The sequence below is a fragment of the Streptomyces sp. NPDC023723 genome (assembly GCF_040639815.1).
In the GTDB taxonomy this organism is placed as follows: Bacteria; Actinomycetota; Actinomycetes; order Streptomycetales; family Streptomycetaceae; genus Streptomyces.
In genome coordinates this window covers 350,350-362,618 of sequence record NZ_JBFAAP010000004.1, presented here as the reverse complement: position 1 = coordinate 362,618, position 12,269 = coordinate 350,350, and the positions used below count along the sequence as shown (strand labels likewise).

Below are 12,269 nucleotides of genomic sequence, written 5' to 3'. Positions count from 1 at the left end.
GGCCCGGGCGACCGGCCGCTGGCTGCACTTCGTGGCCGCCAAGGACGGACTCCCCGCCGGCGCCCCGCGCACCGTCGCCGAACACACCGCCGCCCGGGCCGCGGCCGCGCCGGTCCCGTCCGGCAGGGGCACCACCTGGCAGGCGGGGGCGTGCCGCTCGGCCGCCTCCCGGGCCCAGTCGCCGACGGCGGCGACGACGATCTCCGTCTCCGGGGCGGGGTGGGCGGCCAGGGAGCCGAGGAGCCCGGTCAGGTGGTCCTGGGGGTCGGGCCCGTGGACGACGACACTGAGTTCGGGCATCTCGGCGTTCCCCTTCGGCTGCGACGCGCTCCGGCACACCTGTCCGGACATCGTGGCACCGAAGGGGCGAAAGGGTTAACCGGAGCTGCGCCTCATGAGGGACTCGCAAGGGTTCTGGCGATGGGCCTGACGAGGTTCTCGGCGGTGGGCCTGATGAGGTTGCTGGTGAAGGGCCTGGCGCGGGGCCTCACGGAGCAGGGGTCGCGGCCTTCGGCTTCGGCTTCGGCCTGGGCTTCGCCTTCGCCTTGTCCGGGCCGCCGGTGAACGCCTCGTACTCCTTGAGCACCTCGTCGGTCGGGCCGTCCATGCGCAGCTCGCCGCGCTCCAGCCACAGCACCCGGTCGCAGGTGTCACGGATGGACTTGTTGCTGTGGCTGACCAGGAACACCGTGCCGGCCTCCTTGCGCAGCTCGCGGATGCGGGCCTCGGAGCGCTTCTGGAAGGAGCGGTCGCCGGTGGCCAGCGCCTCGTCGATGAGGAGGACGTCGTGGTCCTTGGCGGCGGCGATGGAGAACCGCAGCCGGGCGGCCATGCCGGAGGAGTAGGTGCGCATCGGCAGGGTGATGAAGTCGCCCTTCTCGTTGATGCCGGAGAAGTCGACGATCTCCTGGTAGCGCTCCTTGATCTGCTCGCGGGTCATGCCCATCGCGAGGCCGCCGAGGTAGACGTTGCGCTCGCCGGTGAGGTCGTTCATCAGGGCGGCGTTGACGCCGAGCAGGGACGGCTGGCCGTCGGTGTAGATCCGGCCGTTCTCCACCGGGAGCAGGCCGGCCACGGCCTTGAGCAGCGTCGACTTGCCGGAACCGTTGGTGCCGATCAGGCCGATCGCCTCGCCCCGGTACGCCGCGAAGGACACGTTGCGCACCGCGTGCACCTTGCGGACGCCGGACGCCTTCTCGGTCTGCTTGCGGCGGACGATCCGGTTGAGGGCGGCGGTGGCGGAGCCCCGTCCGCCGCCGGTGCCGTTGACCCGGTAGACGATGTCGACGCCGTCGGCGACGACGGTGGGAACCTTCTCGTTGCTGTCAGCCACGGCCGTAGGTCTCCTCAGCCTTCCAGAAGTAGATGAAGCCGCCGATCCCGGCGAGCAGGGCCCAGCCCAGGGCGAGCAGCCACACGTGGGAGGGGAGCTGGCTCGCGTGGAAGGTGTCGATCAGGGCGAACCGCATCAGGTCGATGTAGACGGCGGCGGGGTTGGCCTGGAGCACCGGGCCGACCCAGGACGGCAGGTCGCCGTGCTGGCTGAGCAGGTGGTCGATGCTCCACATCACACCGGAGACGTACATCCAGGTGCGCAGCGCGAACGGCATCAGCTGGGCGATGTCGGGGATCTTCGAACCCAGTCGGGCCATGATCATCGCGACACCGGCGTTGAAGGTGAACTGGAGCACCAGGGCCGGCACGGCCAGCACCCAGGAGGCGGCCGGCGGGACGCCGAAGGCCAGCAGGATGACGACCAGGGCGGCCATCGAGTACAGCAGCTGCTTGAGCTGCTGGAGGCAGAAGGAGACCGGCAGCGCGGCCCGCGGGAAGTGCAGGGCGCGCACCAGGCCGAGGTTGCCGGAGATCGCCTTGGTGCCCGCCATGATCGAGCTCTGCGTGAAGGTCCAGATGAACACGCCCGTGACCAGGAACGGAACGTAGTCCGGGACGCCCTTCTTGGTCTGGAGCAGCACGCCGAAGATCAGGAAGTACACCGCCGCGTTCAGCAGCGGGGTCATGACCTGCCAGAGCTGGCCCAGCTTGGCCTGGCTGTACTGGGCGGTGAGCTTGGCGGTGGAGAAGGCGCCGATGAAGTGCCGGCGGGCCCACAGCTGGCGCACGTAGTCGGACAGGCCGGGGCGGGCTCCGCTGACCGCCAGGCCGTGGCGGGCGGCGAGGGCCGCGAGGTCTTCGGTGCCGGCCGGGGACGGGGCGGTCGGCGGGGGCGGTGTGTGGAGGACCTGGCTCACATCCGCTGCTTTCGTTCGGAGTTCACTCGGGGGGAGGGGTGAGTCGTCGCGGTGCTACGTCGGGACGGGACCGTATCGTCGCAACGGGAGACTAGGCCGAATTGACGTCGGAACGCAACCGTTTCGTCGTTACGCCCCTATGCTTGGGGCGTATGACGACCAACGCCGACGAGCCTCAGCCACGTCCGCGCCGCAGGGCCCCGGCCGGGGCCGCCGTACTGCGGGCCGACGTGACCGAGGCCATCCGGGCGGCCGTCTTCGGGGAACTCGCGGCCGTCGGGTACGCGCGGATGTCCATCGAGGGGATCGCGCGCCGGGCCGGGGTCGGCAAGACGGCGGTGTACCGGCGGTGGCGCTCCAAGCTGCATCTGGTGCTCGACATCGTCTCGGCGCTCGCCGTGCAGGGGCTGCCGGCGCCGGACACCGGCTCGCTGGAGGGCGACCTGCGGCTGCTGTACGAGGTGACGTCCCGGGCGCTGCGGCACCCGGTCGCCTCCCAGGTCATCCCCGACCTCCAGGCCGAGGCGGCCCGCAACCCCGAGATCGCCGAGGCCATGCAGAAGGCGCTGCGCGAGGGCCAGGACGGCGTCGCCAGCTCGATCCTGGCGGCGGCGGAGCGGCGGGGCGAGATCCGCGCGGGGTTCGACCACGACCTGGCGCTGGACCTGATCTCGGGGCCGCTGTACTGGCGCTCGGTGGTGATCCGGGGGCCGCGGCCGCCGAAGGGCTACCTGGCGGCGCTGACTCGGGCCACGGTGGCGGGGTTGCGGGCGTTGTAGGGGGCGGGGGGTGTTCGCGGGGCCGGGACGTACGCCGGTCAGGTCAGGGAGCAGACCGGGCTTCAGGCCTCGCCGTTCGCCCCGTTCGCCCCGTCCCCCCGCGCCGCCTCCGGATGCAGCCGTACCCAGCCCGCCCACGCCGAGGTGATCATGTCCTGGACGTCGTACTTGGCCTTCCAGCCCAGTTCGGCGGCGGCGCGGTCGGCGGAGGCGACGACGCTGGCCGGGTCGCCGGGGCGGCGGGCGGCGACCGTGGGGACGAGGTCGTGGCCGGTGGCCGCGTTGATGCGGTCGATCATCTCGCGGACGGAGACGCCCTCGCCGCGGCCGATGTTCAGGGTGAGGGTGCGGCCGGGGGACGCCCGGAGCGCGCGGGCCGCGGCCACGTGGGCCTCCGCCACGTCCACCACGTGGATGTAGTCCCGTACGCAGGTGCCGTCCGGGGTGGCGTAGTCGGCGCCGAAGATGCGCGGGGGCGCGTGCTCCGTCAGTTTCTCGAAGACCATGGGGACGAGGTTGTGCACGCCGGTGTCCGCCAGCTCCGGCGCGCGGGCGCCCGCGACGTTGAAGTAGCGCAATGCTGCCGTCGCCAGCCCCGTCGCACGCCCGGTCGCCCGGACCAGCCACTCGCCCGCGAGCTTGGTCTCGCCGTACGGCGACATGGGCACGCAGGGGGTCTGCTCGGTGACCAGGTCCACGTCGGGCGTGCCGTACACCGCCGCCGAGGAGGAGAAGACGAAGGAGGGCACGGCCGCCTCCGTCACCGCTTCCAGCAGGACCCGCAGGCCCTCGACGTTCTCCCGGTAGTAGTGCAGCGGCCGCTCCACCGACTCGCCGACCTGCTTCTTCGCCGCCAGGTGGACCACGCCGGTGACCTGGTGGCCGGCGAGGGTGCGGCGGACCCGGCCGGCGTCCAGGACCGAGCCCTCGACCAGGGGTACGCCGTCGGGCAGGCGGGCGGCGACGCCGGTGGACAGGTCGTCGTACACCACCGTCTTCTCGCCCGCCTCGGTCATCGCCCGTACGACGTGCGCCCCGATATAGCCGGCGCCGCCGGTGATCAGCCAGGTCATGGTGGCCGTCCCCTCGTCAGTTGCCCTGGTGGCAGTGGTCGGCTCTCAGTGAATCAGGCGCCGGAGCCTGCCGTGCACCACCGCCGCCACTCCTCGCGCCCCGGGCGCCACCCGCAGCGCCAGCGCGCCGGAGTGCGTGGCGTACGGCTGGACCAGGACCACGCCGTGCCGGACGCTCGGCAGGGCGCGGCGGCGCAGGCCGCCGGTGTCCGTGCGGGCGTGCGCCGTCACCTCGCGGCTCGTGCCGTCCCGGAACCGGAGCCGCAGCCGCAGTTCCCAGGTGCCGGGGCCGAGGGCGGCCCGGCCGGTGAGGGCGAGGGTGGCCCCGGCCGGCCAGACGGGACCGTCGGCCGACGGTACACGGGCCTCGAACAGCAGTGTCCGGCGTCCGCTCACCCGGCCGTCCTCCCGGCGCCGCCACTCCGCGTCGACGGCCACCGGACCGGCCGCCGCGACCCGGCCGTACAACTCGTGCAGCCGTAGCCGTAGCCGTAGCCGTAGCCGCAGCCGCAGCCGCAGGGCCGGGCCGCGCGGGGACGGGCGCAGTTCCGCGTCCACCGCCAGCGGGAGCAGGCGGGGCGGGCGGGTCAGCAGCGGCTCCAGGGTGACCCGGGGGAGGTCTGCCGACCAGACCGGCGTGTGCCGGCCGTCGTCGGCCGTCGGGTACGGCGGCAGCAGCCGGGCCGGGCGGGCCGCCAGCTCGCGCAGCCGGGGCAGGTCGCGCGGCTCGGGGGCGGCGAGGATCACTCGGCCGATCAGCCGGCCCGGCGCGGTCGGCGAGCGGGTCCAGTCGGCGGCGTCGTACTGAGCGAGGTACGCCCGCGTGTGCGCCCACCACGCACGCTGGTAGCGCGCGTCGTGCAGGCCCAGCTCGCGGACGTACATCCGCAGCTCGTGGTCGAGGAACTTGGCGCGGGCCGCGCGTGCCGCATGCTTCTGCCCGGCGGCCAGCAGGATGTCGTACGCCGTGCGGCACGCGTGCGTGCGGGCCCGCCAGTTGCTCACGTCGGTCCGGTCCAGCGAGATCGACAGCCGCTCGGCGGACCGGCGGACGTGCCAGACGTAGACCGGGTCGGGGACGAGGGCGACGCGCGGGCCGGCGGCCAGGACCCGCGCGGTGAAGACGAAGTCCTCGTAGGGGAAGCGGCCCTCGGGGAAGCGGATGCCGTGGGTGTGCAGGAAGTCGGTGCGGTAGAGCTTGTTGACGCAGAGGGTGTCGTGCACCAGGCGGGGGCGCCGGGCGGGGTGCGCGACCACGGCGCGCGTCGCGTACAGCGGCGCCTGCCAGGGCACCTCGCGCCCCGAGGGCAGCTCCCGGCGCACGCACAGCCCGCTCGCCACCTCCGCGCGCTCCTCGACGGCCGCCGCCAGCAGCGCGTCCACCGCGCCCGGCGGCAGCACGTCGTCGCTGTCCAGGAACATCGCGTACGGCGCGGTCAGCGCGGCCAGGCCGGTGTTGCGCGGGGTGCCGCAGCCGCCGCTGTTGGCCGGGAGCCGGATCACCCGCAGCCGGGGTTCGCGCGCGGCCAGCCGGGCGAGGAGTTCCGCGCTGCCGTCGGTCGAGCAGTCGTCCACCGCGACGACCTCGCGCACGGCGTCCCCCTGGGCCAGCGCGGAGCGTACGGCGTCGGTCACATGGGCCGCGTCCTGGTACCCGATGACGACGACGCCGACCTGATGGGCGGGGACACAAGGGCGGGAGGGGCGGGAGGGGCGAGCGGGCATGCCTCAGTAAAACGCCCGTTGCGCACGTTGTGCCGGTTGCGCCCGTCGTGCGTGTTGTGTGCCTCAGCAGCCGTCGGCCGCCGCCGTGTCCAGGGCGGTGGTGAGGCGGTCCAGACGGGCCCGCAGCTCCTGGATCTCGTCGAGGTCGAAGCCGGTGGCGGCGGCGATCCGGCGGGGCACCTCCAGGGCCCGCTCGCGCAGCGCCGTGCCCTCCTCGGTGGGGCGCACCTGGACCGAGCGCTCGTCGCGGGCGCTGCGCTCGCGGCGTACCAGGCCGGCCGTCTCCAGTCGCTTGAGCAGCGGGGACAGGGTGCCCGAATCGAGCCGCAGATGTTCGCCCAGGCGCTTGACCGGCAGCTCGCCCCGCTCCCACAGCACCAGCATCACCAGGTACTGCGGGTAGGTGAGCCCGAGGTCCTTCAGGATCACCCGGTAGACGCCGCCGAAGGCGCGCGAGGCGGCGTTCAGGGAGAAGCAGATCTGCTGGTCGAGGCGGAGCCAGTCCGCTGTGGGCGCGCTCATGGCTCCAGGGTACCCGGTGTGCGGCATTAGATTGTGCGCAATTTAATTGTGTGCTTCACTGTGACGCGCAAGCCCCGAACCCACCGAGAGGGATGGTTCTCCATGGACCCGCTCTACACCGCCGTAGCCACCGCCACCCACGGCCGGGACGGCCGCGCCGTCACCTCCGACGGCAAGCTGGACCTCGCGCTCGGCTTCCCGGCCGAGATGGGCGGCGACGGCAAGGGCACCAACCCCGAGCAGCTCTTCGCCGCCGGGTACGCCGCCTGCTTCGGCAGCGCCCTCGGTGCCGTGGGCCGCGCCGCCAAGGTCGACGTGGCCGACGCCGCGGTGACCGCCGAGGTCGGCATCGGCAAGCAGGGCGAGGGCTTCGCGCTGGCCGTCACGCTGCGCGTGGAGCTGCCCGACAGCGTCGACGCGGAGACCGGCCGCAAGCTGGTCGAGCAGGCCCACCAGGTCTGCCCGTACTCCAACGCCACCCGCGGCAACATCCCGGTCGAACTGGTCATCGAGTAGCCGTCGCGGCGGTCCCGACCCGGGCCAGCACCTCCCCGGTCCGCTCGCTCCACGCCACCACCACCGCCTCCTCGGGCACCGGCCGCCAGCGGGTCAGCAGCAGCCAGCGCACGTGGTAGCGGCGGATCACGGTGGCGCGCTCGGCGCGGGTCGAGTCCGGGGCGAGGTAGCCCCGCACGTCCGCCTCGCGCCGGGCGCGCTCCCGTTCGTCCAGCGCGGGATCCGGCCAGGCGGGCGCGGCGAGGTTCGGCCCGTACCCGGCGATCGCGTGGACGGCGTAGTACCCGTCGGTGATCACCACCTCGCCGGGGCCGATGTGCCGGGCCGCCCAGGCGTACGCCGGCCAGTGCGGCGGCTGCGGGAAGCCGGCCGGGATCAGCGCCCCCGCCTGGACGGTGAGGAAGCCGGCGGCGGCACCGGCCGCCGCCGCCCAGCCCAGGACGCGGCGGCCCGCGCGCCACGGCCGGGGCGCCGCCAGCTCCACCGCCAGCGCGAACTGGAGCGGCACCAGGGTCAGGCCCAGGATCCGGCCGTAGGTGTAGTGGCCGCTGACCCAGCCGTACGCCACCACCAGGCAGTCCAGTACGAACATCAGTACGAGCGGGTCGCGGGGCGAGCGGCGCCCGCGCAGCCACAGCGCGGGCAGTCCGACCACCGCGGCCAGCCAGAACTCCCCGGCCAGCTGCCGGTACAGCGTGCGGTGCATCGCGTCCACGCTGTCGTCCCCGGCGAGCGCGAACACGTCGAAGTACGGCCAGACCGCGGCGGTCAGCAGGGCCGTCGCCCCGGTCAGGGCCCAGCGGGCGAGGACCGGGCCCGTCCAGCGCGGCTGCCACCCCGCGGCCAGGGCGATCGCACCCAGCACCGCCGCCACCGAGGTGATCGGGTGGATCAGCAGCACCAGGCCGTACAGCACGCCGAGGGCGGCGTACCCGGGCAGGCCGGGCAGGCCGCGGGGGCCGACGTAGCGCACCCGGCGCGGGTCGCGGGCGCGGGTGCCGGTCAGCGCCCAGGCCCAGAAGGTGAGCCCGATCGCGAAGGTCGACGGGTAGCCGAGGTTGCCGGTCATGGACATCAGCCCGAGGTAACCGCTCCACCAGGCGCGTTCGGTGCCCCACAGCAGCGTCATCGCCAGCAGGGCCAGCACCGGCGCCCAGGGCCGGGGGGTCAGCACCCGGACGAAGCGGTTGACGCCGGTCAGCAGCACCAGCAGGTTCAGCGGCCCGGCCAGCCGCACCACCTCCCAGCCGCCGAGCCCGGTCAGCCGGGCGAACCCGCCCTCGGCCAGCGCGTACGGGGAGTAGTAGGCGCTGCCCGCGCCGGGCAGGTCGGCCATCGGATGGCGGGGGTGCGACAGGTCGGCCTTGAGACGTTCGACGACCGCCGCGTGCTGGCCGGCGTCGCAGCACAGCGGCACCCGCCAGTACGCCAGCGTCAGCACCAGCCAGAACAGGAAACCGGCCGCCTGGTACGGGGTGGGGCGCCAGGTGCGGCCGCCGCGCAGTGCCGTGGCGCCCTGCGCGGACCGCCGGACAAGGACTCCGGCGCGGACTCCGGCGCTCACCGGAGGAACGGGGTGGGGAGCGTCTGGGGCATTTGCCGTATGTTCCCGGCCGGGTCAACGGCATGACCCACCGTCACCGTATCGAGTGACGGTCAGCTGGTCGTACGAACCGCCTGGTCCGCGTGCCCCTGGGCCGGCAGCGGCACCCGGCCGCGCGCCACCGGCTCCAGCAGCAGCGGCAGCCCCACCACCGGCAGCAGCCAGGCCAGCACGATCAGCCGGCCGCCCCAGATGTTGATGTCCGGGTGCCCGGCCTGGGTCAGGATGCCGGTGGCCGCCGCGGCGACCAGGAACGCGCCGAACGCGGGCCGGCGCAGCGCGCCCCACGCCCCGGCCGCCAGCGCCGCGACGAACAGTGGCTCCCGCAGCTGGCGCCGGGACCACTCCGTCCAGAAGTTGCCCTGCAACTGGAGGAACTCCGGCCACGGCCGTTCCCGGTCCGGCCGGGCGAAGTGGTGGGCCAGCAGGTCCTGGAGACTCTCCGACTCGGAGGGGTAGTGCAGGAGGCGGGCCAGCAGGACGGTGGTCAGGGCGGCGCCCAGGCCGATGCCGGCGAGCCGGAGCACCACCCCGACCTGGGCTCGCGCCCCACTCCGGCGTGCATTCCGGTACTCGGCCCAGCGCGCGCGCCGGTCCTCGCGCTGGTCTCCGCTCCAACGTGCGAGCCAGCCCCCGGGCTGGTCTCCGCTCCAGCGTGCGAGCCAGCCCCCGGACTGGTCTCCGCCCCAGCGTGCGCGCCGGTTCCCGCCTTGGACCTCGCCCCTGCCCCTGCCCCTGCCCCCGCCCCGGCGCGCGCGTCGGAGTGCGATCGCCGTGCCCGCCGCCGCCAGGCAGCCGCCGAGGAACAGCGCCTGCGAGTGCTTGACCGCGAACAGCAGCGCCAGCGACCCCGCGACCAGCCAGTACCCCCGCCGTTGCGGCCGCTCGCGCAGCACCAGCGCGCACCCCCACACCGCCGTCAGCGTCAGCGCCATCAGCAGCCCCTCGGTCATCGGCCGCATCGCGACCGTCCCGCACGGCAGCACGTAGTACAGCGCCTGGCCGGTCAGCGCGAGCGGGGCCGGGACCGCGAGGGTGCGCAGGATCAGGAAGACCAGCACCCCGCCCGCCGCCGCGACCAGCACGCTCGCCGTCCACACCCCCCACGTCACACCGAGCGCGGTCACGAACGGCACCAGGAACGCCGGATACCCCGGCCGCACCTCGAAGATCCGCATGAACCGCTCCGGCATGAACGGCACCGTGTGCCCGTCGGTCTGCCCGGCCCGCAGCCGCCGCTCCACGTTCCGCCACTCCCGCTCCCGGCAGTCGGCCGTCACCCGGGCGGTGGGGTCGGCCCGGTGGAAGCGGACCACGTGCACGCTCTGCGCCCGCTTGGCGCTGGACGCCCGGCTCGCGCAGTAGTGCTCGATGGCGCCGGCCGCCGCGCCGCGCTTGCCCTCGCCGGACAGGCTCAGGGCGTAGGAGAGGTAGTTCTTGGTGTCGGGGGTGTCCCGGCCGGTGACGTTGGCGAGCTGGGCGACGGCGAACAGGGCCGCGAGCAGCAGCACCCAGTGGTGCATCCTCAGGCGCGGGTTGCGCGGGGCGTGCGGGTTGCGCGGGGCGTGCGGGCTCACGACGGCGCCAGCAGATCGCGGCCGGACGCGGCGGCGCGGGCACCCGGCACGGGCACCGGCGCCGGCATCGGCTCGCCCAGCATCAGCGTGCGCACCACCCGCTCCGCGGCCCGCCCGTCGTCGAACGCGCAGAACCGCGCCCGGAACGCCGCCCGCAGCCGCGCCGCCTCCGCGTCCCGCCAGGTCCCCGACGCGAGCAGCCAGGCCAGTTCCCGGTAGGAGCGGGCGACGTGGCCCGGTGGCTCGGCGGTGAGGTCGAAGTAGAGGCCGCGGCTCGCCGCGTACGCGTCCAGGTCGTCGGCGTGGACGAGGATCGGCCGGTCCAGGACGGCGTAGTCGAACATCAGGGCGGAGTAATCGGTGACCAGCAGGTCGGCGGCGAGCAGTACGTCCTCGACGTGCGGTTCGTCGGTGGCGTCGACCAGCACGCCCCGCCGGTGCAGGTCGGTCAGGCCCAGGCCGCGCGCCGGGCCGGTGGCGAGGGACGGGTGCAGCCGGACGACGAGGGTGTGCCCGGCGCCCAGGTCGGCGGCGAACCGGGCCAGGTCGATCCGGTCGACGTGGCCGCCGCGCCGGTAGTCGCGGCGGGTCGGCGCGTACAGCACGACCGTGTGCCCGGCCGGGATGCCGTTGCGCAGCCGGAAGCCGGCCCCGGCCGCCCGGTCGGCGCGGGCCCGCACCAGCACGTCGTTGCGCGGGCTGCCGGTGCGGGCCGAGGCGAAGTGGCACGGGTAGGCCCGCTCCCACACCAGCTCCGAGTGCAGGTTGGCGACCAGGCTGTGGTCCCAGCGGTCGGCGCGGCGCAGCATCTGCGGTACGTCGACGCCGTGCCGGGCGCCGGGCTTGCCGAGCAGATCGGCGCCCAGGTACTTCAGCGGCGTGCCCTGGTGGGTGTGGATGTGCACGCTGCCGGGCCGCTTGCGCAGGGTGCCCGGCCAGTTGACGTTGTTGACGAAGTACGTGGCCCGCTCGGTCACCCGGCGGTACGCCGGGCTGCCGAGGATCACGTACTCGGTGCCGGGCGGCAGCGCCGGCACCAGCTCCTCGTCGCGCAGCACCCACACCCCGCGCAGCCGCGGGGCGATCCGGCGGGCCTCGTGGTAGACGGCGGCCGGATCGCCGAGGACGCCACGGTGGGAGAAGGCCGAGTACACGGCGAGGTCCGGGTCGAGGGGGAGGCGGGTGCGGACCGCCGAGCCGGCCCGGTGCAGCCGGACGGCCGCCGCCGTACGGACCCGCCCGGCGCGCCGCGTCAGCGCCCGCCCGGCCCGCGCGCCCTGGGTACGCGCCGTGTACGCCGCGTAGCCGCCCTCCAGCACCCGCAGTTCCGCCGGCGTGCGCGCTCCCTCGGGCCGGTGGGCGCGGAACAGTTCGGCGGTACGGCGGAAGAACTCGGCCCGGTCGGACGGGGGCAGCCGGTCCGGCTTGGACAGGATGTCCAGGCAGTGCTCGCCCATCTTGGCGTGCAGGAACGGCCGCCAGCGGGCCAGCTCCGGACGGGCGTCGACGAACGCGAACACCCGTTCGTACTGGGCGTGCACGTCGAAGTGCTTGCGGCTGGTGGTGGACAGGATGTTGCCCTGGCGGCGCTGCCGGTAGTTCAGGCAGATCCGGTCCAGCGCGGCGATCCGCCCGGCGCTCAGCAGCACCGGGAAGGTCCACGGCGTGTCCTCGTAGTAGCCGGGCGGGAAGGCGAAGCCCTCCCGCTCGACGAAGGAGCGCCGGTAGACCTTGTTCCACACCACCATCAGCAGGTCGAGGATCTCGGGGTGGCCGGCGGCCGTGAACGTGTCCTCGCCGGCTTCGGTGAGGACGTGCGCGAGGACGTTGCGGCGGGTGCCGCCCCACCAGTACGTGCGGGCGTAGTCGAAGACCAGTACGTCCGGGTCGGCGGTCTCGGCCAGCCGGTCGGCCAGCGCGCGCAGCGCGCCCGGGGTGAGGGTGTCGTCGCTGTCGAGGAAGAGGAGGTAGTCGCCGGTGGCGTGCGGCAGACCGGCGTTGCGGGCCCGGCCGAGGCCCACGTTCTCCGACAGGTGCAGCACCCGCACCCGCTCGTCGCGGGCGGCGTACCCGTCGAGGATCGCGCCGCAGCCGTCCGGCGAGCAGTCGTCCACGGCGATCACCTCCAGGTCCCGGTAGGACTGCGCCAGGACCGAGTCGAGGCACTCGCGCAGAAAGCCCTGCACCTTGAAGCAGGGGATGATGACGCTGAAGCGGGGCAC

10 protein-coding genes and 1 pseudogene are annotated in these 12,269 nt (G+C 74.2%); 2 read left to right on the top strand and 9 right to left on the bottom strand.

Features of this window, described 5'->3' with window-relative positions; translation table 11 throughout:
- From AB0G32_RS08380 to AB0G32_RS08370, 3 genes and pseudogenes are all read right to left on the bottom strand, one after another.
- Positions 1-300: pseudogene (locus AB0G32_RS08380) on the bottom strand (CDP-glycerol--poly(glycerophosphate) glycerophosphotransferase); the annotation flags it as partial.
- Between the two features lie 187 nt (positions 301-487).
- Positions 488-1,333: an ABC transporter ATP-binding protein gene (locus AB0G32_RS08375; protein WP_361159946.1), complete on the bottom strand. Its 846-nt coding sequence runs from the start codon at positions 1,331-1,333 to the stop codon at positions 488-490.
- Positions 1,326-2,252, bottom strand: coding sequence for an ABC transporter permease (locus tag AB0G32_RS08370; RefSeq protein WP_361159944.1), 927 nt, complete (start codon positions 2,250-2,252; stop codon positions 1,326-1,328). The genes AB0G32_RS08375 and AB0G32_RS08370 overlap by 8 nt, the downstream gene beginning before the upstream one ends.
- 152 nt (positions 2,253-2,404) lie before the next feature.
- Between AB0G32_RS08370 and AB0G32_RS08365 the strand changes: the two genes are divergently transcribed.
- Positions 2,405-3,031 carry a TetR/AcrR family transcriptional regulator gene (locus AB0G32_RS08365; RefSeq protein WP_361159942.1) on the top strand — a complete coding sequence of 209 codons (627 nt, stop codon included), beginning with the start codon at positions 2,405-2,407 and terminating at the stop codon, positions 3,029-3,031.
- A 62-nt stretch (positions 3,032-3,093) separates the two neighbouring features.
- Here the strand turns inward: AB0G32_RS08365 and galE are convergent, their stop codons facing one another.
- The 3 genes from galE to AB0G32_RS08350 form a co-directional block, all read right to left on the bottom strand.
- Complete coding sequence (gene galE / locus AB0G32_RS08360; protein ID WP_361159939.1) at positions 3,094-4,104, bottom strand: UDP-glucose 4-epimerase GalE; 1,011 nt, start codon at positions 4,102-4,104, stop codon at positions 3,094-3,096.
- Between the two features lie 45 nt (positions 4,105-4,149).
- Positions 4,150-5,829, bottom strand: coding sequence for a glycosyltransferase family 2 protein (locus AB0G32_RS08355; protein WP_361159937.1), 1,680 nt, complete (start codon positions 5,827-5,829; stop codon positions 4,150-4,152).
- 63 nt (positions 5,830-5,892) lie between these two features.
- Positions 5,893-6,351: a MarR family transcriptional regulator gene (locus AB0G32_RS08350; RefSeq protein ID WP_361159935.1), complete on the bottom strand. Its 459-nt coding sequence runs from the start codon at positions 6,349-6,351 to the stop codon at positions 5,893-5,895.
- A 102-nt stretch (positions 6,352-6,453) separates the two neighbouring features.
- Between AB0G32_RS08350 and AB0G32_RS08345 the strand changes: the two genes are divergently transcribed.
- Entirely contained in the window at positions 6,454-6,867 is a 414-nt protein-coding gene (locus AB0G32_RS08345) for an organic hydroperoxide resistance protein (protein ID WP_361159932.1), read from the top strand.
- On the opposite strand, the gene AB0G32_RS08340 is transcribed toward AB0G32_RS08345, so the two are convergent.
- The 3 genes from AB0G32_RS08340 to AB0G32_RS08330 form a co-directional block, all read right to left on the bottom strand.
- Positions 6,857-8,431: a hypothetical protein gene (locus AB0G32_RS08340; RefSeq protein ID WP_361159929.1), complete on the bottom strand. Its 1,575-nt coding sequence runs from the start codon at positions 8,429-8,431 to the stop codon at positions 6,857-6,859. The genes AB0G32_RS08345 and AB0G32_RS08340 overlap by 11 nt on opposite strands.
- Before the next feature lie 92 nt (positions 8,432-8,523).
- Positions 8,524-9,993, bottom strand: coding sequence for a hypothetical protein (locus AB0G32_RS08335; RefSeq protein ID WP_361159980.1), 1,470 nt, complete (start codon positions 9,991-9,993; stop codon positions 8,524-8,526).
- A 50-nt stretch (positions 9,994-10,043) separates the two neighbouring features.
- Complete coding sequence (locus AB0G32_RS08330; RefSeq protein WP_361159926.1) at positions 10,044-12,269, bottom strand: bifunctional glycosyltransferase family 2 protein/CDP-glycerol:glycerophosphate glycerophosphotransferase; 2,226 nt, start codon at positions 12,267-12,269, stop codon at positions 10,044-10,046.

Coding starts and splice junctions, on each gene's coding strand:
- AB0G32_RS08365 (WP_361159942.1), top strand. CDS start 2,405: ATGACGACCAACGCCGACGAGCCTCAGCCACGTCCGCGCCGCAGGGCC.
- galE (WP_361159939.1), bottom strand. CDS start 4,104: ATGACCTGGCTGATCACCGGCGGCGCCGGCTATATCGGGGCGCACGTC.
- AB0G32_RS08355 (WP_361159937.1), bottom strand. CDS start 5,829: ATGCCCGCTCGCCCCTCCCGCCCCTCCCGCCCTTGTGTCCCCGCCCAT.
- AB0G32_RS08350 (WP_361159935.1), bottom strand. CDS start 6,351: ATGAGCGCGCCCACAGCGGACTGGCTCCGCCTCGACCAGCAGATCTGC.
- AB0G32_RS08345 (WP_361159932.1), top strand. CDS start 6,454: ATGGACCCGCTCTACACCGCCGTAGCCACCGCCACCCACGGCCGGGAC.
- AB0G32_RS08335 (WP_361159980.1), bottom strand. CDS start 9,993: ATGCACCACTGGGTGCTGCTGCTCGCGGCCCTGTTCGCCGTCGCCCAG.